This is a genomic window from Rubellimicrobium mesophilum DSM 19309, assembly GCF_000600335.2.
In the GTDB taxonomy this organism is placed as follows: Bacteria; Pseudomonadota; Alphaproteobacteria; order Rhodobacterales; family Rhodobacteraceae; genus Rubellimicrobium; species Rubellimicrobium mesophilum.
In genome coordinates, this window is record NZ_KK088615.1 from 1 (window position 1) to 21646 (window position 21646).

The following is a 21646-nucleotide window of genomic DNA, read 5'->3' on the forward strand; positions in this document are numbered from 1 at the left end:
CCAGCAGAAGCCCCGCCCCCACAAGGTCGAAGCCGCGCTTGGCCAGCGGATAGGCCCGGCCCGCGCCCGCGCGCCGCCCCCCCAGCCGCCGCAGCCCCGGCGCAGGCCCCACAGGAACGCCGCCCGCGCGCGGCATCTGGCTCGACCAACCCAACATGGCTGTCCCTCGTCTGTCCCCGCGCAGATCGCAGGGTTAACGGGCCGTTAACACCCCACAACCGGAGCGAAAAGATGACCAAAGCGGGGCGGCTTGGTGACCCGTGGCTTGTGGCTCGAACACCTCAGCACCTGGCGGGCCTGCCACATGGACGTGACACTCTTCGCGTGAAGATTTCGCTTCACGCAGGCCTCCGCCTCAGGCCGAGGCCGAACGAAACTCGCAGCGCGTTTGTTGAGCCGAGCAGTTCGTGTATGGTCATCTTGTCGGCACTGTCGGGGGATCCCGGTCGCCCTCGCTGTCGACGGTCGACTCGTTCGACGATACTGGCCGGGAACTGACAGAAGGACCACTGCGATCCGGCAGGTTCCCGGCACTCCAGAACCTGGCCTCGGAACCCTAGTCACTGCGAGGGGAATGGGTGCGCCGCGCCGCGCGAGGTGGATTGTCGTGGCCGAAGTGTCCCTCGATGGGGGGACCACGCCATGCCACTTCCTGACACTGTGCCGCCCTTGGGAGCAGGCGCCACCGGAGAGAAGCGGAACGGTCAGGCGTCTCGCAGCCAGTCCAGCGCCGGGCCCTTGGGGACAATCCCGGTGGGGTTCAGTGCCTTGATCGAGTAATAGCCACGCTTGACGTGGTCGATGCTGACCGTGCCGCGCACGCCTGGGAGATCTAGGACCCTGATCATGTAACCCTGCAGCGCAGGATAGTCCGCGATGCGGCGCAGGTTGCATTTGAAGAGGCCGTGGTAGGCGACGTCGAAGCGGATGAGTGTCACGAAGAGGCGGATGTCGGCTTCGGTCAGCCGGCCGCCGAAGAGGAAGCGGCGCCCGTCCGAGAGCCGTGTCTCCAATTCGTCGAGCTGGGCGAAGACTTCGCCGAAGGCCTCCTCGTAGGCGACTTGCGTCGTGGCGAAGCCCGCTCGATACACGCCATTGTTGAGACGGGGATAGATGCGGTCGTTAAGAGCATCGATCTCGGGCCGCAGATCCTCGGGGTAGAGGTCGGCCCCGGAAGCGAGGGTGCCGAATCCGGAGTTGAGCATCCGCAGGATGTCGGCGGATTCGTTCGAGACGATGGTCCCGGTCTGCTTGTCGTAGAGCACCGGCACCGTGGCGCGTCCCGTGAAGACCGGGTCGGCGGCGGTGTAGATCTCGTGAAGGTAGGTCGCGCCCGTTACCGGATCCCTGCCTTTCGGGAAGCGCCAGCCTTTTGCGGTCAGTTCGGGCTCCACGACCGAGACCGAGACGGCGTCCTCGAGCCCCTTCAGCGTCCGCCCTATCAGCGTGCGCGAGGCCCAGGGGCAGATAAGGGCCACATGGAGGTGGTAGCGTCCCGCCTCAGCCGGGAACCCGCCGATGCCGGTCGGGCCTGGTGCGCCGTCCGGCGTCACCCAGTTGCGGAAGGATGAGACCTGGCGGACGAATCCGCCCTTCGCGTCCTTGGCCTGCACGGGCTGCCAGTCGGCCACCCAGCGTCCCTGATAGAGCATCTGTCGTTCCTTCCATGAAGATGGGGAGCCCGGGTCGAGAGCGGAACGTCCGCTCAGGCCCCGCGCTGGTAGGTGGGCGCGATCTTGGTGCCGAGGTCAAAGCCTTGACTCCTATGGATGTTGAGCATCCCTGGCCGTTCCAGCAGCCGCATGGCGGCGAGGTCGCCTACGCCGAGGACATCGAGACCGAGGCTCGATACGAAGTCAGTCATGGTCTTTGGTGGGCATTCAGCGTTGCCGGGCCTATCGGTGGTGGCCTTCCCCGTGGCGGAACCCTTATAGCCGAGCATGACGTGCTGCCTCGCCCCAGCGGAAGGCGAGGCTGAGGTCCCGCCCATGTTGCGGCTTCCGAGAATTGCAGCCTGCATGTCCGTTCTCCCCTTCGCGGGTATGCGGACCAAATAGACCTTCTCGATTTGCAGGATAATCCCGATACGGAGCATTTCATTCCATCCAGATGGGAAGGAATTATGTCGGCTGAAACGTAAGCCGAAGCTACGTCGGGCCGCCTTGCCTACATCAGAGCAGGCAGGCCGATAGAGACCACGAGGCTGATCCCAGTCTTCCATGCCCATTGGAGATGGGGATATGGATGATGTTCAAGATCACCCCATGTCCCGGAGGAGTCCGAACCTGCTGTTGCACTGTGTCTTCTGCGCAGTCCGCTCCGACGCGGACCCGGGCGAGCTCCGTTTCGTGATGGCGGAACTTGAGGCCTTGCGGGCCGTCGTCGAAGGGATGCTCGATTTCCGCCACGGCCCGAACCGCGACTATGAGGCCAAGAGCGAGGGCCACCCCTACGGTTTCGTCATCGCCTTCCGCGACAGGGCCGCGCACATGTCCTATGACGGCCACCCCCGGCACAAGGCAGCGGGGGCGCGTCTCGTGGCGCTCTGCGAAGGGGGTGCCGATGGGATCGTCGTCTACGACATCGAGGCGGAGTAACCTCCGCGGCCCTCAGGCCGCGGCCTCGAGATCCAGCAGCTCGCGCACGCGAGGAATCACCTTCTCGCCATAAAGGCGGAGGCAGGCCATCAGCTCCTCGTGCGGCTGGGTGCCAGTCGCATATTTCAGGTCGAACCGCTGGATGCCGAGTCCTTGGACGGTGCGCACGATCTTGCGGGCCACCGTCTCGGGAGAGCCCACGTAGAGCGCACCCTGCTCGACCTCCGCGAGGAAGCGCTCTTTGGTCACCGGGGGCCAGCCCCGCTCGCGACCGATGCGGCCGAACATCGTCTGGTAGTGGGGCCAGAGCGCCTCGCGCGCGGCTTCGTCCGTCTCGGCCACGAAGCCCGGTGAGTGGACGCCGATCGGGCGGGGCGCGCGGTCGAGCTGCTGGCAGGCGCGGTGATAGAGCTCCACGAAGGGTTTGAACCGCAAGGGATCGCCGCCGATGATCGCCAGCATGAGCTGAAGGTCGTGGCGCACGATACGGACGACGGACTCCGGGCTGCCGCCTACCCCCACCCAGGTCGTCAGCCCCTCGGGTCCGAGCCGTGGATAGACGGTCGCGTTCTGGAGCGGCGTGCGGGTCTCGCCCTGCCACGTCACCTTCTCCTCGCGCAGGAGGCGGACGAAGAGGTCCAGCCGCTCCTCGAAGAGGAGGTCGTATTCCTGAAGGTCGAAGCCGAAGAGAGGGTAGCTTTCGGTGAAGGACCCGCGCCCCAGGATCGCTTCGGCCCGGCCGTTCGACACGGCGTTCAGGGTCGAGAAGCGTTCGAACACCCGCACCGGGTCATCGGTCGAGAGCACGGTGACGGCGGTGCCGAGATGAATGCGGGAGGTGCGCCCAGCGATGGCGGCCAGCACGATCTCGGGCGAGGAGATGGCGAAGTCCGGGCGGTGGTGCTCGCCCAGTCCGATGAAGTCGATGCCGACCGAATCGGCCAGCACCGCCTCCTCGACCACATCGCGGAGGACCTGATCCATGGGCTTTGGCTTGCCATCCGCCCCGAGGGTGACGTCGCCGAACGTATCGAGGCCGAGGGAAAGGGCGGTCATGGCGGTCTCCGGGTGCCGGGCGTGTGGAACGGGAGCTATGGGTCTCCAGGTCCAGCGTAAAGGGCCGGGATGCACAGGCGCTGTGCGGCATCGGGCTGACGCGGGGTGGCGAGGACCGATGCGTGCTGCTCCGTCGGGCGCTCGGGGGGTATCGGTCCCGGAGCGATTCAGTTCTTGAGGAAGATGCCATGCGCGACGCCGACACCAAGGCTCGCATGGCCGACCTAATGGAGGCCAAGGCGCTGGAGGAACAAGTCAGCCTTCTCCCGGGCCGGGACTTCTGGTCCCTACCGTCCTCGTGCGGCTGGGGATCGGGAGGATCTGCATCGTGGATGGGCCCAACGGTGCCCGGGGTGGCGGCTCGCTTGTTGGAGGAGTGGGGTCCAAGTCAGCTCATGTGTCGCTCGCTCCGGCAGTGAACCTGCATCGCGTCCAGACCAGCGGACGCAACTTCGAAGACTACTCGGAGGATCCGGTGCTCACGGCCGAGCGGGCCGTGTCGACCAAGCGGAGCTGGAAGCCCTAGGCCCCCAGCACCTGCGCAAGGGCGTGGCGCCAGCCCTTAAGGATCGCCTCGCGGCGGCAGGGGTCCATGTCGGGCTCGAAGGTGGTCGTCTGCCCTTCGCCTGTGACCGATATCCCCAGGGACTCGAAGGCCATCGTCGCGACGCCGAGCGCGCCGACCTCGGCCACCTCTCCGCGATGGACGGGACGGTCGAGCAGGTCGGCTTGGAGCTGCATCAGGAAGCCGTTCGCCGAGGCCCCGCCGTCGGCGCGGAGGGAGTCGAGACGCTGGCCGATATCCTGCTCCATGGCCGCAAGCACGTCCGCGATCTGGAGCGCGATGGCCTCGAAGGTCGCCCGCGCGACATGGGCGGGCTTGCTCGCGAGCGTGAGGCCGCCGACGGTGCCGCGCGCCGCGTCGGTCCAGTGCGGCGCGCCGAGGCCCGCTAGCGCCGGGACGAAGGTCACGCCCTCGGAGCATTCCACCGTCTGCGCGAGGTCCGAAAGGGCGGCGGCATCCTTGATGCCCAGGAGCTGCGCGGCAAAGGCGGCGGCCTGCGCGGAGACGGTGATGTTGCCCTCGATCGCGTAAGCGACGCCATTGGCGCGGGTCGACCAACCGATGGTGCCCGAGAGACCGTGCGAGGAGGCGATCCGGCCCGGCGTCAGCGCCATGAGGGAGGAGCCGGTGCCATAGGTCGCCTTGACCGCGCCGGGCCCGCGCACCCCATGTCCATAGAGCGCCGCGTGGCTGTCGCCCATCATGGCGAGCACCGGCGTCCCGGCGGGCAGGGCGGTCCCCTCCGCCAGCTCGCCGAAGCGGCTGTCCGATGCGCGCGGCTCGGGCAGGGCCGCGACGGGGGCGCCGAACAGCTCGCCCAGCTCCTCGGACCACTCAAGCCACCCGGTGTCGAAGAGTTGTGTGCGCGAGGCGTTGGAGTGATCGGTCGCGAAGCTTGCGCCCTTTGTAAGGTTCCAAAGGAGCCAGCTATCGACCGTCCCGGCGCGCAGGCGTCCTTGTGCAAGCAGATCTCTCGCCTCGGGAACGTTCTCCAGCACCCAACCAAGCTTCGAGGCTGGGAAGAGGGGGTTGATGCCGAGGCCGGTCAGCTCCTGCACCCGCGCGTCGTGCCCGGCGGCGATGAGGGCCGCGCAGGCGCCAGTCGTGCGGCGGCATTGCCAGATGATCGCGGGGGCGACAGGGCGGTGGGTCTCGGCGTCCCAGACCACCAGCGTCTCGCGCTGGTTGGCGATGGCGAGGCCGGCTATACCGTCCGTGCCCACCTGCGCGACGATGCCGGCAAGGGCTGCCTTGACGCTCTCCCAGATCGCGTTCGCGTCCTGCTCGGCCCAGCCGTCGCGGGGATAGCTCGACGCCAGCGGATGGCTTGCACGGGCGACGGCGGTCCCGTCCGGCTCGAACAGGACTGCCTTGGTGCTGCTCGTGCCCTGGTCGATGGCCAGAATGCGGGTCGGCGCCATCACGCCCCCTTGCGGGCGAGCGCACGACGCGCGGCAGAGGCGATGCCCTCGGGCGACAGGCCGTATTCCTCGAAGAGCCACTCGACCGAGCCGGTGGGCAGGAAGCCTGGGAAGCCGACCATCTCGATGGGGACGGGGCGGTTCTGCGACGTGACCTCCGCGACGGCGCTGCCGAGGCCGCCGTGGACGTTGGCCTCCTCGACGGTGACGATGGCGCCCGTTCCGGCGGCGGCGAGCACCGCGTCGCGGTCGAGCGGGCTGATCGTAGCCATGTTCAGGACCCGCGCCCGGACCCCCTCTCGGGCCAGCCGGTCGGCGGCCTCGGCGGCGAGGTGGACCGTGGTCCCGCTAGCGATGATGGCGAGGTCGCCGCCGTCGCGGACCATCTCGGCCTTGCCCGCCTGGAAGCGGCGGTTGGGGACGTCGAGCTCGGGGACCGGCATCCGGCTCACGCGGATGAAGACGGGCCCTTCGTGGGCGGCGGCCCAGCGGATGGCCTCGGCGGTCTCCCAGGGGTCGGAGGGGACGATGACCGTGAGGTTGGTCAGCGGCCGCAGCCAGGCGAGGTCCTCGATGGAGTGGTGCGTCGGCCCGAGCTCGCCGTAGGCGATGCCGGAGGACTGGCCCACGAGCTTCACGTTGACGTTCGAGTAGGCCACGTCCGCCTTGACCTGCTCGAGCGCGCGACCCGTCAGGAAACAGGCGGCGGCCGAGACGAACGGCACCTTGCCGCCGTTGGCGAGGCCGGCGCCGACGCCGACCATGGTCTGCTCCGCGATGCCGACGTTCACGAGCCGCTCGGGGAAGGCCTTCTGGAAGCCGCCGAGCTTGGAGGAGCCGACCGAGTCGTTGACCACCGCGACGATGCGGGGGTCCTGGGCAGCGAGGGTTTCGAGGGTGGCGGCCCAGGCCTCGCGGCAGTCGTAGAGGCCGGCCTGCTGGGGAGCGGGTTGCGCCATGGTCACACGAGCTCCTTCATCGCTTGCTCGAACTGCTGGGCGTTGGGGACGCCGTGGTGCCAGGAGGCCTTGTTCTCCATGAACGACACGCCCTTGCCCTTCACCGTGTCCGCGATCACGCAGAGCGGCTTCGCGCGGTCGCCGATGGGGGCGCCCAGGACATCGAGGAGTGCGGCGTGGTCGTGGCCGTCCACCTGCTCGACGTGCCAGCCGAAGGCGCGGAACTTGTCGTCGAGGGGGTCGAGGCCGTTCGTCTCTTCGGTGCCCGCGCCCTGCTGGAGGCGGTTGCGGTCCACGACCAGCGTGAGGTGCGAGAGCCTGCGGTGGCCGGCGGTCATCGCCGCCTCCCAGTTGGAGCCCTCCTGAAGCTCGCCGTCGCCGGTCAGGACGAAGGTGCGGAAACCGGCCTTGTCCATCTGGCCCGCGATGGCGATGCCGACCGCGACCGGGAAGCCGTGGCCGAGGGGGCCGGTGTTGGTCTCGATGCCGGGCAGGTAGTTGCGGTTCGGGTGCCCGTTCAGGAGCGACCTGGGCTTCATGTAGGTGTCGAGCCACTCCTCCGGGAAGAATCCCGCGGCGGCGAGGGCGGTGTAGATCGCGCCCGTCGCGTGGCCCTTGGACATGATGAAGCGGTCGCGGCCGGGCGCGCGCGGGTCCTCGGGGTCATGCCGCAGCACGCCGAAGTAGAGCGTCGCAAGGATGTCGGTCGCCGAGAAGTCGCCGCCGGGATGGCCGAGCTGGGCCTCGTGCACCATGCGGAAGGCCTGGCGGCGCATCCAGAGCGCCTTTTCGCGGATCAGGGGAAGGGGGTCGTTGGGGAGGGTCATCGGAGTCCCTTCAGAAGCGGCGGGGCGGGGGGACGGGGGACGAGCATGGGCTCGGGCGCGGTGTCGTGGTCGTAGAGCGGCCAGCCGAGGTAGCGGGTCAGGGCCTCGTTCACGACCTCGGCGTGGTGGCCGCGGACCATGGCGACGTGATGCTCGAAGCCGTTCTGGGTCACGAAGCGCATCAGGTTGCGCAAACGCGGCACCCGGCAGACAGCGATGCCGCCGTCCATGCCGTAGGGGTCGTCGGTGAACTCGCCCTGGCCGAGATAGGCCTTGAGCGTGCCCGCGCGGTCGTCGCTCGACACCCGGAAGTAGGTCATTGGACCGGCCTTCACCTTGCCCTTGACGGCGCCGAAGCACTTCTCGCGGCCGATGGTCTCGCCCAGCACGTCCAGCTCGCCGATCTCGGGGGTGTCGCCGATGAACTTCTTGGGGAAGTTGCCGCAGTGCGTGCAGACGCACATGTCGGGCTCGCGCGCGAAGTTGTTGTTCCAGTCGAGGATCGCAGGCGGCGCGCCGGAGGCCAGCGCAAGGGCGTACATCGAGAGGGCGCCCATGATGTCCACCTCGCAGGCGGAGGGCATCAGCTCCTCGCCCATCATCGACATGGTCACGCAGGTCGCGCAGCCGAAGTTGTCCTGGAGCGAGCGCCAGCACTGGATCGCCGAGGCGTCGCAGCCGTTCTCGACGATCCAGCGGTCGACGGTGAGGGACCACTTGGCCTGACGCAGGATCTGGGCGGGCTGGATGTGGGCGGGGATGCGGCCGTAGGCCTTGATCCGCTCCATCTTGGCCAGGAGGTCGGGGTCGCTGTCGCTCAGGCGGTTGGCGGCGCCCATCATCTCGGAGAGGTCCACGGTGACGACGGTGATGCCGGAGTCCTGCAGGAGCTTCTCGCTGTAGCGCATCGTCTGGAACGCGCCGGTGCGGGCGCCGATGGACCCCAGGCGGGCGTTGCGGAGGCCGCGCACGGTGCGACAGACGCGGGCGAAGCGGTCGAGGTCGGCGGCGAACTCGGGCCGCCGGCGTCGACGGTGTGGAACGTCGTCTCGCTGAACGGGATGCCGTACTGCCAGAAGTTGTTCGAGACGCTTATCTTGCCGCAGAAGGCGTCGCGCCGTTCCTTGACCGAGACCTTGTCGTTCTCGTCGTTGGAGGCCTGGAGCAGGATCGGGACGTTCAGCTTGGCGCGGTTCACCAGCTCGACGACCGCGATCTCGTCGCCGAAGTTGGGGAGGCAGATGACGAGGCCGTCGATGACGTCGCGGTGCTGCTTGAAGAAGTCGGCGTAGAGCTGGGCGTCGGAGATGGACTGGACGGCGCCGTTGTGGGTGGCGTCGAATGGGAGAATCAGGGCGCGGACGCCGAGGGCCTGGAGCTGGCCGAGGACCTCCTCGCGGGCTTGGCGGCACGGGGCGCCGTTGAAGAAGGCGCGGCTGCCGATCACCACGCCCAAGGTCACCTCGCGGCGAATCTGGGGAGTGACAGGGACGGAACCCGCCTCCTGCGTCGTGACGTTCTCGCCCATGATGGTCAGCGTCATGGCTCCTCCTCTCCTTCCTGGCCTGCCTTGCGATTGGTTTCGTTTGGTTGCGTTTACCGCGCTTGAAGTCAGCTTGCAACAGGAAGCTAGCAGCCGGAGGTTAATGGCTCGTTACCGCAACGGGCGTTGCGTTGCCCCTCCCGGAATCGCTTGGCTGTTGCCACGGTGCCATAACAGCGAGGTCTTGGGGCAAAACGAAAACAATTGACATGGGGAGGACTTTCGTTCTCTTGTGATCTCCGTTGCGGCCCGGGAGGGGCCGATCGAGGGAGGAATCACATGAACATCAACCGCCGCGTGATGCTGGGCGTCCTGGCCGTGGGGGCGACCGGCGTGGTGCCGGCCTTCGCGCAGGAATCTAAGGGCCTGATCGTCATCATCACGCCCAGCCCCGACAACCCCTTCTTCAAGGCCGAGGCCGACGGCGCCGACGCGCGCGCCAAGGAATTGGGCTACGAGACGCTGGTGCTCGTCCACGACGACGACGCCAACAAGCAGTCCGAGCTCTTCGACACGGCCATCGCGCAGGGCGCGAAGGCGATCATCCTCGACAACGCCGGGGCCGACGCCTCGGTGGCCGCCGTGCAGCGGGCCAAGGACGCCGGCATCCCGAGCTTCCTGATCGACCGCGAGATCACCCAGTCGGGCGTCGCCGTCAGCCAGATCGTGTCCAACAACTACCAGGGCGCGCAGCTCGGCGCCGAGGAGTTCGTGAAGCTCATGGGCGAGGCGGGCGAGTACGCCGAGCTCCTGGGCAAGGAATCGGACACCAACGCGGGCATCCGGTCCTCGGGCTACCACGACATCATCGACCAGTACCCGGACCTCAAGATGGTCGCGCAGCAGACCGCCAACTGGTCGCAGACCGAGGCCTATACGGTCATGGAGTCGATGCTGCAGGCGAACCCGAACCTCAAGGGCGTGATCTCCGGGAACGACACCATGGCGATGGGCGCCTATGCGGCGCTCGAAGCCGCGGGGCGGACCGACGTCATCGTCGTGGGCTTCGACGGATCGAACGACGTGCGCGATTCGATCCTCGCGGGTGGGATCAAGGCGACCGTGCTGCAGCCGGCCTACGCCCAGGCGCAGATGGCGGTGGATCAGGCCGACAAGTACCTGACCACGGGCTCGACGGGCCTCGAGGAGAAGCAGCTCATGGACTGCACGCTCATCAACGCCGACAACGCCGCCCAGCTCGAGACCTTCGCGCTCGGCAACTGAGCGTTCCCGGCGGCCCGGTCCCCTATGGGCCGGGCCGCGACATCTTCCTTGCTCCGGCCCTCCCCATGACCCGCTCCCTCTTTGCCTGCCTCGTCGCGGTCGCGATGCTGGGTGGCTGCAAGATCGTCCAGAAGATGCCCGAGGCCGTAGCCGGGGAGGGCGCGTCCGCCTCCGCGCCGGCCGACCATGTGGGGCAGGTGGTGCAGGACACCTACGAGACCCGGCTCGTTCCCCCATGTGTCGCAGGGAGCGGTGGAGATCGCGGACCTGAAGGCCGCCATCGCGGGCGGGCTGGAGGCGGCCGGCGCGGCGCATGGCAACCAGGCCGCGGGCGGAGGCGCCTGGAACTTCCTTGCCAAGGGCGAGGGCACGGTGGTGGGCGCCGACCGCGAGTCGCGGGCCGCGACCCTCGACGTGGACGTGGACGGGGACGGCACGGGCGACGTGCAGATCCAACTCGGGCCCGTGGTGAAGGGGACCGCCCTGCGCGATGCCTCTCCCTTCTACCTGTTCACCGACTTCAAGGATCAGATCGAGTTCGCGGCCCTGGCGCGGGCGCTGAACACCAAGGCGACCGAGGCTCTGACCCTGCCGGAGGGCGACCTCACGGGCAAGCACGTGAGATTCGAGGGAGCCTTCGCGCTGCGTTCGGCCAGCGAGCCGATCCAGGTCGTGCCGACGAGGCTGACGCTGGGGGATAGGGCGTGACCGAGCATCCCATCGGCCTAACGATCCGGGGCGGGACCAAGGTCTATCCGGGGACGCGGGCTCTCAAGGACGTCGATTTCGACCTGCGGATGGGCGCGGTGAACGTCCTCGTGGGCGAGAACGGCGCCGGCAAGTCCACGCTGATGAAGGTCATCGCGGGCGTGGAGGAGCTGACGGAGGGGCGGATCGAGATGGACGGCCAGCCCGTCCGCTTCCGCTCCACCCGCGAGGCGGAGCGGCACGGCATCGGGATCGTGTTCCAGGAGCTGAACCTGTTCCCGAACATGAGCGTCGCGGACAACATCTTCATCGCGCACGAGAAGACGCGCGTCGGCGTGGACATCGACGCCGGTGCCCAGCGCGAGGCCGCGGGGCGGCTCATGGAGCGGCTGGAGCAGGACATCGACCCCGACACGCCCGTGGGCGACCTGCGGATCGGGCAGCAGCAGATCGTGGAGATCGCCAAGAGCCTCGCCCGCGACGCGCGCATCCTGATCCTGGACGAGCCGACCTCGGCGCTCTCGGCCACCGAGGTCGAGGTGCTGTTCCGGGTGATCGCGGACCTCAAGGCTCATGGGGTGGGGATCGTCTACATCTCCCACCGGCTCGAGGAGCTGATCCGGATCGGCGACTACATCACTGTCCTGCGCGACGGGGTCATCACGGGCGCGCGGGCGATGGCGGGCGTGGACGTGCCCTGGATCGTGCGGAACATGATCGGCGACGCCTCGAAGGACTTTCCGCGCGAGGGGGCCGCCCAGTTCGGGCCGGAGGTGCTGCGGGCCGAGGAGGTCTGCCTGCCGCGACAGGGCGGAGGGTGGCTCGTGGACCACGTCTCGCTCTCGGTGCGCGAGGGGGAGATCGTCGGCATCTACGGTCTGATGGGCGCCGGGCGGACGGAGCTTCTGGACTGCATCATGGGGCAGCATCCCCATGCGACGGGGCGCGTCTTCATCGGCGGCGAGGCCCTGGTCGGCGACGTCGCGGGCCGCATCCGGCGAGGGGTGGCGCTGATCCCGGAGGATCGCAAGCGCGACGGGCTCATCGGCACGATGGCCATCCGCGAGAACCTGACGCTGTCGTCCTTGCGCGACTTCACGCGTGCCGGGCGGCTGGACCTGAAGGCCGAGGCGCGCAAGGCCATCGACTTCGTGAAGCGGCTCGGGATCAAGGCAGCCTCGGTCGAGAATCCGGTGTTCTCGCTCTCGGGCGGGAACCAGCAGAAGGTGGTGATCGGCAAGGCGCTGATGACGCAGCCCCGTGTCCTCCTGATGGACGAGCCCTCGCGCGGGATCGACATCGGCGCCAAGGCCGAGGTCTTCCGGGTCATGCGCCAACTCTCGGCGCAGGGGCTCGGCATCGTCTTCGTCACCTCGGACCTCGACGAGGTCCTGTCGCTGTCGGATCGCATCGTCGTCATGGCGAACGGCCGCATCTCGGCCAGCTTCGAGGCCCGGGAGGCCGACGCCGCGCGCGTCGCCCGGGCCGCCGCCCCCACCCAACTGGAGGACGCCGCATGACCGCCGTCTCTGCCCCTTCCCGCGAGGCGCCTGCCTCGGGCTCCACGCTGCTCCTCCTGCTGCGGCTGCGGACCTTCGTGGCGCTGTTCCTGGTCTTCGCGGTCTTCGCCTTCGCGGCGCCGAACTTCCTGACGGCCGAGAACTTCCTCATCATGTCCAAGCACGTCGCGCTGAACGCCTTCTTGGCGATCGGCATGACCTTCGTCATCATCACCGGCGGGATCGACCTCTCCGTGGGCTCCATCGTGGGCCTTTGCGGCATGGTGGCCGGCTGGCTGGTGCTGAACGGGCTGGACCTCGGCTTCGCATGGACGATCCAGTTCAACACGTTCGAGATCTGCCTGATCGTGATCGCGGTGGGGGTCGGCGTGGGGATCGTCAACGGCCTCCTCATCACGCAGCTCAACGTGGCGCCCTTCATCGCGACGCTGGGGACGCTCTATGTCGCGCGGGGGCGGCGCTGCTGTCCTCGGAAGGGAAGACCTTCCCGAACCTCAACGGGAACCCCGGACTACGGGTCGGACACGTTCCGGGTGCTCGGGGCGGGGAACCTGCTCGGCATCCCCGTGTCCATCTGGCTCCTGATCGTCGTGGCTCTCGCGGCCGGGGTATGTCGCGCGGCGGACGCCGCTCGGACGGCACATCTACGCCGTGGGCGGCAACGAGAGGGGGGCGGCGCTGTCGGGCGTCAAGGTCAACCGCGTGAAGATGGCCGTCTACATGTTCTCGGGCTTCTGCGCGGCGCTCGTGGGGCTGGTCATCTCCTCGCAGCTCCAGGCCTCGCACCCCGCGACCGGCGAGACCTTCGAGCTCAACGCCATCGCGGCGGCGGTGCTGGGCGGGACCTCCATGTCCGGCGGGCGGGGCAGGATCGGCGGCACCATCGTCGGCGCCTTCGTCATCGGCATCCTGTCGGACGGGCTCGTGATGATGGGCGTGTCGTCCTTCTGGCAGACGGTCATCAAGGGCCTCGTCATCATCGCGGCCGTGGTCGTGGACCAGGCCCAGAGCAAGCTCCAGGCCCGCGTGGTGCTGCAGCGGCAGGCGGCGCTGGGGCGGTGACGCGCGGCCGGATGGCCAGGCCCCGCCGGGCACCATGACTGGGGACGCGACGCCGAGAGGGTGCCGGGAGTGGACACGAAGCCGAGCGAGTTCCGGATGGACGTGCAGCCCGGCCTATTGTCGGAGCCGCGGCGGCGTCGGATATTGGAGTGGCTGCAGGAGGAGGGGAGCGCGCGGGTGCGCGACCTTGCGGCCGCCTTTCAGGTGTCGGAGGCCACCATCCGGCAGGACCTGGAGCGGCTGGAGGCGGAGGGGCAGGTCACGCGCGAGCACGGCGGGGCCTATCTCAACACCGTGCCGCAGCAGGTGGGGGCGCTGGCGCTCCAGCACAGCGAGAACATGGAGCAGAAGCGCCGCATCGGGGCCTTGGCGGCCTCGCTGGTGGCGGACGGCGAGACGCTGATCCTGGACGCGGGGAGCACCACCACCGAGGTGGCGCTGCGGCTGCGGGAGCGGCGCGAGCTCACCGTCATCACGCCGGCGCTCAACATCGCGCTGATCCTGGGGGCGGTGCCGGGCTTTGCCGTGCACATGCCGGGCGGCCAGTTCAAGGCGCCCACGCTGTCGCTCTCGGGCGACGCCTCGGTGGAGTACTTCGGGCGCATCTTCGCCGGCAAGCTGTTCCTGGCCACCGCCGGCGTGGGGCTCGACTCGGGGCTGACCTACCCCAGCTTCGCCGACCTCCAGCTCAAGCAGGCGATGATCCGCGCCGCCGCCCGCGTCTACCTCGTCGCCGACTCCACCAAGATCGACAAGCCCGCCTTCACCCGCCTCGGCAGCCTCGAGGTCGTCCACGCCCTCCTCACCGACAGCGGCATCTCCGACCGCGACGCCCAGGCCTTCGAACGCCGCGGCATCGACGTCCTCGTCGCTGCGTAGAAGCCTTGCACGAATCGCGCCTTCGGGCGGATTCTGCGGATGAACCCGGGTCGGCAGGGATGAGGTCCCCAGATGGCACGGCACGACGTCCTGATCGCCGGGGCGGGGCCCACTGGCCTCGTGCTGGCGCTTTGGCTCACTCGGCAGGGCCTGTCCGTCCGCATCGTCGACCGGGGCGAGGGCGTGGCCGCCACCTCCCGCGCGATGGTCGTCCATGCCCGGACGCTGGAGCTCTATCGGCAGCTCGACCTCGCGGAGCAGGTCATCGCGGACGGTCGGCCGAACCCGGCCCTCAACCTCTGGGCCCGGGGGCGGCGACGCGTGCGGGTGAGCTTCGGCTCGGCGGGCGCCGATCTCACGCCCTTTCCTTTCGTGCTGGTCTACCCGCAGGACCGGCACGAGAGGCTGCTCGCCGCGCGGCTGGAGGCGATGGGCGTCCGGGTCGAACGAAAGACCGAGCTCGTGGGCTTCGAGGACCGGGGCGACCATGTCGCGGCGCGCCTGCACGGGCCCGACGGGGTGGAGGTGACCGAGGCCGTGAGTTGGCTTGCCGGCTGCGACGGGGCGCATTCGACCGTGCGCCACGGGACCGGGACCGGCTTCGAGGGCGGGACCTACCCGCGCGTCTTCTACGTGGCCGACGTGGAGGTCTCGGGCCCGGCGGTCAACGGCGAGGTGAACGTCGCGTTCCAGGGCTCGGACTTCGTCCTGCTGTTCGCCACCGGCGACGAAGGGCAGGGGCGCCTGATCGGCACGGTGCGCGACGACCGCGCGGGGGCGGAGGAGCGGCTGGGCTTCGATGACGTGAGCCATGTGGCGATCGGGAGCCTGGGGCTGCGGATCCGAAAGGTGAACTGGTTCTCGACCTACCGCGTCCACCATCGCGTCACCGGGCATTTCCGGCGGGGGCGCGTGTTCCTCCTGGGGGACGCGGCCCATGTCCATAGCCCGGCCGGCGGGCAGGGGATGAACACCGGGATCGGCGACGCGGTGAACCTCGCCTGGAAGCTCGCGGCCGTGCGGAGGGGCGAGGCGCCCGATGCGCTGCTGGGCAGCTACGAGGCCGAGCGGATGGCCTTCGCGCGGACGCTGGTGGCGACCACGGACCGTGCCTTCACCCTCGCCACGGCCGAGGGGACGCTGGCCGACCTCGTGCGGACGCGCGTCGTCCCGGTCCTGACGGGGACCGCCTTCCGCCTCGCCCCGCTGCGCGAGATGATGTTCCGCCTGGTGTCGCAGACCCTGGTGAACTATCGCGGAGGTCCGCTGAGCGCGGGCCGGGCCGGGCAGGTGGAAGGCGGCGATCGGCTGCCCTGGGTCAGGGAGATGGACAACCACGAGCCCCTGAACGACATCGCCTGGCAGGTCCATGTGTACGGGCCCGGCCGAGCGCCGGGTTGCGGGACTGGTGCGACGGGGCGACTCCCGCTCCACGTCTTCGACTGGGGTCCCGGGCCCGCGAGGGCAGGGCTGGCGCAGGACGCCGCCTATCTGGTCCGACCGGACAGCCATGTCGCGCTCGCGGATGCGGAGGGCTCGCCCGAGGCGCTCCGGGGCTACCTCGGCGCGCGGGGCATCACATTCGCGGGCTGAGGCGCTGCGCGAGGAACCCCTGGTGGGAGCGGACGTTTCCGGCCTGAACCGGTCCGCTCCGGTCTGCCGGGCGCGGTCATCCCGAGGGAGGATCCGATGAACGACCGCGAGGACTCGGGGGACCCGAGGAACCGGTACGAGGAGCTGCGCCAGAACCCCGACACGCCGTACTACGACCAGGCGACGGGCGGCTGGGGCTCGCTGCGGGGCATCGCGAGCGTGCTGGCGGACCAGAAGCCCTCGGCGGGGGCGATGCGAACGCTGATGCGGCAGAACAAGCCGGGTGGGCACATGTGCACCTCCTGCGCCTGGACCAAGCCCGCCGAGCCGCACCTCTTCGAGTTCTGCGAGAACGGCGCAAAGGCGACGATCTGGGACCTGACGCTGGGCCGCTGCACGCCCGATTTCTTCGCCGAGCACACGGTGGCCGAGCTGCGCGGCTGGTCGGACCACGACCTGGAGGAGACGGGGCGGCTGACGCATCCGATGCGCTACGACCACGCGTCGGACCGCTACGTGGAGACCACCTGGGACGAGGCGTTCGAGGGGATCGGGGCCGGCTTGAAGGCGCTCGATCCCAAGGGCACGGTCTTCTACATGTCCGGGAAGGGCAGCCTGGAGACGGCCTATCTCTATGCGCTGTTCGGGCGGCTCTATGGGCACAACAACCTGCCCGACAGCTCGAACATGTGCCACGAGACCACGAGCGTCGGCCTCAAGAAGGTGACGGGGTCGCCGGTGGGGACCTGCATCCTCTCGGACTTCGACCACTGCGACCTGATCCTGTTCTTCGGGCAGAACACCGGGTCGAACAGCCCGCGCTTCCTGCACACGCTGCAGGAGTGCAAGGAGCGGGGCTGCAAGATCATCACCTTCAACCCGATCCGTGAGCGGGGCCTTGTGGAGTTCGCGAACCCGCAGAGCCCGGTGCAGATGACGACCGGCCCCACGACGACCATCTCGGACCTCTACCTGCAGGTCCGGCCCGGCGGCGACGTCGCGGCGATCGCGGGGGTCATCAAGCGCGTGCTGGAGCTGGAGGCGATGCAGGGCGGCGTGCTGGACCGCGCCTTCATCGACGAGAACACGAAGGGGTTCGACGAGCTCGCCACGCGGCTGGGCGAGGTGTCCTGGGAGGAGATCGAGCGGGAATCGGGCCTGCGCCGCGCCGAGCTGGAGGTGGTCGCGGACCTCTATGCCCGGTCGGAGAAGGTGATCGGCATCTACGGGATGGGCCTCACGCAGCACGTCCATGGCTGGCTCAACATCGGGATGCTGGTGAACCTGCTGCTGCTTCGCGGCAACATCGGGCGCGAGGGGGCAGGCATCTCGCCGGTGCGCGGGCATTCCAACGTGCAGGGGCAGCGCACGGTCGGGATCAGCGAGAAGCCGGAGCTCGTCCCTCTCGACAAGCTGAAGGATCTCTACGGCTTCGAGCCCCCGCGCGAGACGGGGCGCACGACGGTGGAGGTCGCGGAGGGGGTGCTCGACGGGTCGGTGAAGGGCTTCGTGTCCCTGGGCGGCAACTTCGCCCGCGCGATCCCGGACAACCGGCGGATCGAGGCGGCGTGGCAGCGGCTGGAGCTGAACGTCCAGATCGCGACGAAGCTCAACCGCTCGCACCTGTTCCCCGGGAAGGCGAGCTGGCTCCTGCCCTGCCTCGTGCGCGCCGAGGAGGATCTGCAGGCGACGGGGCCGCAGGCCGTGTCCATGGAGGATTCGCTCAGCATGATCCATGGCTCGCTGGGCAAGCGGAAGCCCGCCTCGCCGCATCTGAGGTCCGAGGTGGCCATCGTCGCGGGGATCGCCAAGGCGACGGTTCCGCCGAACCCCAAGGTGCGGTGGGACGACTGGGTGGGCGATTATGGCCTGATCCGCGACGCCATCGAGGCGACCTACCCCGACAAGTTCAGCGACTTCAACCGGCGACTCTTCACGCCGGGGGGCTTCTACAAGGGCAACGCCGCGCGCGACCGCACGTGGAAGACCGAGAGCGGCAAGGCCGAGTTCACCGCGCCCAAGGTGCTGTCCTCGCTGGGGCAGGCACCGGAGGGGGAGGAGCTGACGCTGGTCACGCTGAGGTCGAACGACCAGTTCAACACCACGATCTACGGCTTCCGCGACCGGTTGCGAGGCCTTGACGGGCCGCGCGACGTGCTGCTCGTCAACCCGGAGGAGATGGCGCGGCGCGGGCTGTCGGAGGGGCAGCGGGTCACGGTCGAATGCGCGGTGGCGGACGGGACGGAGCGGAAGGTCGCCGGCCTGAAGGTCGTGCCCTACGATCTGCCGGACGCCTGCGTCGCGGCCTACTACCCGGAGGCCAACCCGCTGATCCCGGTCGGCTACCACGACGAGCTGTCCAAGACCCCGGCCTACAAGGGCGTGCCGGTGCGGATCAGGACCGACGGCGCCACGCCCTGATCCGCGCCATTGTTGGAGACGGTCGGGGGTGGCTGGGCCCGGGCCCCTGGCCCATGCTGGCGATTGCAAAGCTTGGAATGGAAACAATCCGTAGTTGTAATTTCCATCGCATTGTGTGGATTCGACACTTATGCCCTGCATGTCATTAACCTAGCTGTAAGCTCTATGATATTGTTTGGAGGCCAGGATCAGCGCTGGCGGGTGGAACATGACGATTGCCTCTGTAATGGGCACCGAGCGGCCGACGAAACGACCCTGGCATCCCTCGGGACCGCGACGGTCCGAGCCTCGGGAGGGATCGCGTCCCCAACCCGACCCGGAGGATGAGAAGGAGCCGCCGTCGCCCTGGGGCGACCCGGTGCCGTACGAGCCGGAGGATGACCTCGCCCTGGCCCGGATGCTCGGCTGCGCGCTTCTCATCGGGATCGCGGGCGTTATCGGCCTCGCGTTGCTGATCTTCTGATCGGGCCTGCTGGCCGGAAATGCTCCGTCGCCGACGCACGAGGTGGGCGGCGCTGTCGTGACGGCCGGAGCATCGGGGCGGGCGCGCGTAGGGTGCAAGGGACATGGCGGGATCCTGGAAGATGGGTGATTCGAAGCCCAGGATGCCGGAGCGGGGTTAACGAATTGCTACGGCTGCGCGCGTTGCGTCGCCCCGAGCAGACGGGCTTGGGAGTGGCCGAAAGGGCACGGGGGTGATTCGCGGAGCGGGCGGGCCCGGCTCACCCGGCGCGTGACCGACCACCGTCGCGGGGCGCGGGGCAGAAGGTCCCGTGGAGCCGGGCGGCCCCGCTCGCCGGGCCGAGGCGGCGGCGGGATCGAAGGGCGTTCGCATCGCGCAGGTCGTTGCGGCCGGACGGCGGTCGCTGCCTACCACCCGCCAGGAGGGCCGGGGGAGCGGATCGGGCCGCTGGGACCGGAGCGGTTGCCGGGGCGGCGGACGTGGCGCAGGGCGTGGCGCCGGAGGCGCTCGTCCTTGGTGCCGCCGTCCCGCTCCGATTCGGATTCGTCGGGCATATCAAGTGGCAGAACCAGGGCGTGGCTCATGGCGGGGAGGACGCTCGACCAGTCCTGAATGATCTGGCGGTAGCATTCGCCGACCTTGCGGATGTTGCGGTCGAGGTCGAAGAGGCCCAGCGCGTTGACGTTGCCCCGGTCCTCGCGCAGCGCCGAGTCCCAGTCCACCTGGTCGGTGATCGAGTACCAGGTGAAGCCGACGATGGGGATGCCGACGTTGCGCACCCGCAGCACGTTGGCCCATTCCTTCCAGAGCCAGTTCACCGCCTCCTCGCCGGTCGGACCCTCGACGAGGTTGGTCTCGGTGTGCATGACCGGCATCTGGTAGCGCTCGTGATACTGGCGGGTGAGCTCGTCGTAGCCGAAGATCTCGCCCGAGGCCTCGATGCGGCCGTCGGCGAAGACGCGGTGCTCGTTGGTGACGTAGTAGTCCGTCCCCATCACGCAGTGCCGCTTGAGCCGGTTCTCGAGGAAGAAGTGGTATTCGTCGCGCGTCATGCCGTTGTCCATGAGGAACTCGTACATGTCGCTGTTGACGCGCTGGCCGTAGTTGAGGTCGAGCGACAGGAAGCGCTGCTGGTTGTACATCTCGGCGATCTGGATCGCGGCGGGCGAGGAGGCGTGGAAGTATTCCGACGACTCGCTCTGGATGAAGAGCGCGTCGGGGCGCGGCTCGAGGATCGCGCGCATGGCGAGGACGTTGGCCCGGACGAGGTGCTTGAGGGCGGTGACGAAGCCCCGGTCGGTCGTCATCTGCTCGTTCCACCAGCCCCAGCGGCCGGAGAACTGGGCGCAGATGAACATCTCGTTCACCGGCGTGTAGAGCTGGACCCAGGGGAAGCGGGTGGCGAAGTCGCGGGCGTAGGTCTCGAAGAGGGCGGGGAAGTCGCCGTTCTGGAAGTTGCCGATCCAGTCGGGCACGCCGAAGTGGCAGAGGTCCACGATGGGCATGATCCTGAGGCGCTGGAGCTCGGCGAAGGTCTCGTCGGCGAAGTCCCAGTCGTAGCGGCCGGGGCCGAGCCAGGTGCGGTGGATCGGCGGGCCGTAGCGGAGGAACTTGATGCCGATCTCGGTCACGCATTCGAAGTCGCGCTTCCAGTGGAGATAGTGGCCGCACTTCTCCATCTCGTCCACGCGGCGGCCCCCGACCGTGGGGTAGCTGTTCTCCACCCCGGTGGCGAAGATGAAGCCGCTCATCGGCCGCCCTCGATCCGGCGATGGCGCTGGTCGACGCCCTTCTGGCCGTAGGGGTAGTCGCCGACCGAGGGGCGGCTCGCGTCGTCGAGGCGGGCCATGTCGTCCGGGGAGAGGCGCAGGTCGGCGGCCTTGAGGTTCTGGGCGAGCTGCTCGGGCGTGCGGGCGCCGAGGATGACGGAGGTGACGGCCGGCTTCTGGGCGAGCCAGGCGAGGGCCACCTCGGCCTGGGAGCGGCCCTGCGGCCCGCCGATCTGCTGGAGGGTGTCGAGGATCGTCCAGGTCTGCTCGCGGGTGGCGCGGGGGCCGTAGGCCTCGACGCCGCGGTTGGGGTCCTCGCCGAGGCGGGTGGCGCCGGTGGGGCTTTGGTCGCGCTTGTACTTCCCCGTCAGCCAGCCGCCGCCGAGGGGCGACCACGGCAGGAGGCCGATGCCGGCGTCGAGGCAGGCGGGGACGACCTCGTGCTCGATGTCGCGGGCGAGGAGGTTGTACTGGGGCTGGAGCGTGACGGGCGGGGCGAAGAGGTGGGCCTTGGCCACATGGACGGCCTTGGTGATCTGCCAGCCGAGGTAGTTGGAGACGCCCCAGTAGGCGATCTTGCCCTGGCGGATGGCGTCGTCGAGGAAGCGGAGGGTCTCCTCCAGCGGCGTCAGGGCGTCCCAGGCGTGCACCTGGTAGAGGTCCACGATCTCCACGCCGAGGCGGCTCAGGGAGGCGTCGAGGGCGCGGGTCAGGTGGTGGCGCGAGAGGCCAAGGTCGTTGGGCCCGCCGCCCATGGGGAAGCGGCCCTTGGTGGCGAGGACGAGGCCTCGGGCCTCGGTGGGGCGGGCCTTGAGCCAGCGGCCGATGATCTCCTCGGAGGCGCCGGCGGTGTAGACGTCGGCGGTGTCGATGAAGTTGCCGCCCGCCGCCACGTAGTCGTCCATCATCCGGAACGACTGCTCCTCGGTCGACTCGGCGCCGAAGGTCATCGTGCCGAGGCACAGGTGCGAGACCGCCGTGCCGCTGTGGCCCATCCGCCGAAATTCCATGTCGCCCCTCCGTGCTGTCGACCGGCCCC

General features: G+C 68.9%; 18 protein-coding genes and 1 pseudogene. 9 read left to right on the forward strand and 10 right to left on the reverse strand.

Features of this window, described 5'->3' with window-relative positions:
- Positions 1–704 precede the first annotated feature (704 nt).
- Complete coding sequence (locus RUMESO_RS20210; RefSeq protein ID WP_037283006.1) at positions 705–1652, reverse strand: glutathione S-transferase family protein; 948 nt, start codon at positions 1650–1652, stop codon at positions 705–707.
- Positions 1653–1705: 53 nt separating this feature from the next.
- The gene (locus RUMESO_RS20215; protein WP_037283023.1) at positions 1706–2095 is read right to left on the reverse strand and encodes a hypothetical protein; all 390 of its coding nucleotides are present in this window, start codon (positions 2093–2095) and stop codon (positions 1706–1708) included.
- A gap of 169 nt (positions 2096–2264) precedes the next feature.
- Here RUMESO_RS20215 and RUMESO_RS20220 point away from each other — a divergent pair, with 169 nt between their 5' ends.
- A complete protein-coding gene (locus tag RUMESO_RS20220) occupies positions 2265–2597 on the forward strand; it encodes a Dabb family protein (RefSeq protein ID WP_169791213.1) in 333 nt (110 codons plus the stop codon).
- A gap of 12 nt (positions 2598–2609) precedes the next feature.
- Here RUMESO_RS20220 and RUMESO_RS20225 read toward each other — a convergent pair whose 3' ends face one another.
- The 6 genes from RUMESO_RS20225 to RUMESO_RS26585 all read right to left on the reverse strand — a co-directional run bounded on the left by RUMESO_RS20225 (position 2610) and on the right by RUMESO_RS26585 (position 8968).
- Entirely contained in the window at positions 2610–3653 is a 1044-nt protein-coding gene (locus RUMESO_RS20225) for an LLM class flavin-dependent oxidoreductase (RefSeq protein WP_037283025.1), read from the reverse strand.
- A 522-nt stretch (positions 3654–4175) separates the two neighbouring features.
- Positions 4176–5639 (reverse strand): FGGY-family carbohydrate kinase, encoded by a 1464-nt coding sequence (locus RUMESO_RS20235; protein WP_037283030.1) that lies wholly within the window; start codon positions 5637–5639, stop codon positions 4176–4178.
- Positions 5639–6598, reverse strand: a complete 960-nt coding sequence (locus RUMESO_RS20240) for a transketolase family protein (protein WP_037283031.1) — start codon at positions 6596–6598, stop codon at positions 5639–5641. The genes RUMESO_RS20235 and RUMESO_RS20240 overlap by 1 nt, the downstream gene beginning before the upstream one ends.
- Before the next feature lie 2 nt (positions 6599–6600).
- Positions 6601–7425 (reverse strand): transketolase, encoded by an 825-nt coding sequence (locus RUMESO_RS20245; RefSeq protein WP_037283033.1) that lies wholly within the window; start codon positions 7423–7425, stop codon positions 6601–6603.
- Entirely contained in the window at positions 7422–8333 is a 912-nt protein-coding gene (locus RUMESO_RS26580) for an L-fucose/L-arabinose isomerase family protein (RefSeq protein ID WP_211262943.1), read from the reverse strand. Before RUMESO_RS26580 ends, RUMESO_RS20245 begins: the two co-directional genes overlap by 4 nt.
- The gene (locus tag RUMESO_RS26585) at positions 8264–8968 is read right to left on the reverse strand and encodes a hypothetical protein (RefSeq protein ID WP_211262944.1); all 705 of its coding nucleotides are present in this window, start codon (positions 8966–8968) and stop codon (positions 8264–8266) included. Before RUMESO_RS26585 ends, RUMESO_RS26580 begins: the two co-directional genes overlap by 70 nt.
- A gap of 279 nt (positions 8969–9247) precedes the next feature.
- Between RUMESO_RS26585 and RUMESO_RS20255 the strand changes: the two genes are divergently transcribed.
- The 8 genes and pseudogenes from RUMESO_RS20255 (at position 9248) to RUMESO_RS20285 (ending at position 18375) form a co-directional block, all read left to right on the forward strand.
- Complete coding sequence (locus tag RUMESO_RS20255; protein ID WP_037283034.1) at positions 9248–10192, forward strand: D-ribose ABC transporter substrate-binding protein; 945 nt, start codon at positions 9248–9250, stop codon at positions 10190–10192.
- A gap of 186 nt (positions 10193–10378) precedes the next feature.
- Positions 10379–10900, forward strand: a complete 522-nt coding sequence (locus RUMESO_RS20260; RefSeq protein WP_082484406.1) for a DUF2291 family protein — start codon at positions 10379–10381, stop codon at positions 10898–10900.
- Complete coding sequence (locus RUMESO_RS20265; RefSeq protein ID WP_037283036.1) at positions 10897–12420, forward strand: sugar ABC transporter ATP-binding protein; 1524 nt, start codon at positions 10897–10899, stop codon at positions 12418–12420. Before RUMESO_RS20260 ends, RUMESO_RS20265 begins: the two co-directional genes overlap by 4 nt.
- 194 nt (positions 12421–12614) lie before the next feature.
- A pseudogene (locus RUMESO_RS27985) lies at positions 12615–12866 on the forward strand (ABC transporter permease subunit); the annotation flags it as partial.
- 205 nt (positions 12867–13071) lie between these two features.
- Entirely contained in the window at positions 13072–13482 is a 411-nt protein-coding gene (locus tag RUMESO_RS27990; RefSeq protein WP_281177592.1) for an ABC transporter permease, read from the forward strand.
- A gap of 69 nt (positions 13483–13551) precedes the next feature.
- Positions 13552–14361, forward strand: a complete 810-nt coding sequence (locus RUMESO_RS20275; RefSeq protein ID WP_245639355.1) for a DeoR/GlpR family DNA-binding transcription regulator — start codon at positions 13552–13554, stop codon at positions 14359–14361.
- Between the two features lie 72 nt (positions 14362–14433).
- Positions 14434–15954 (forward strand): FAD-dependent monooxygenase, encoded by a 1521-nt coding sequence (locus RUMESO_RS20280; protein ID WP_037283038.1) that lies wholly within the window; start codon positions 14434–14436, stop codon positions 15952–15954.
- Between the two features lie 96 nt (positions 15955–16050).
- Positions 16051–18375 (forward strand): FdhF/YdeP family oxidoreductase, encoded by a 2325-nt coding sequence (locus RUMESO_RS20285; protein WP_037283040.1) that lies wholly within the window; start codon positions 16051–16053, stop codon positions 18373–18375.
- An 870-nt stretch (positions 18376–19245) separates the two neighbouring features.
- On the opposite strand, the gene RUMESO_RS20290 is transcribed toward RUMESO_RS20285, so the two are convergent.
- Positions 19246–20589, reverse strand: coding sequence for a family 1 glycosylhydrolase (locus RUMESO_RS20290; protein ID WP_037283043.1), 1344 nt, complete (start codon positions 20587–20589; stop codon positions 19246–19248).
- The gene (locus RUMESO_RS20295) at positions 20586–21617 is read right to left on the reverse strand and encodes an aldo/keto reductase (RefSeq protein ID WP_037283046.1); all 1032 of its coding nucleotides are present in this window, start codon (positions 21615–21617) and stop codon (positions 20586–20588) included. The genes RUMESO_RS20290 and RUMESO_RS20295 overlap by 4 nt, the downstream gene beginning before the upstream one ends.
- Between the last annotated feature and the right edge of the window lie 29 nt (positions 21618–21646).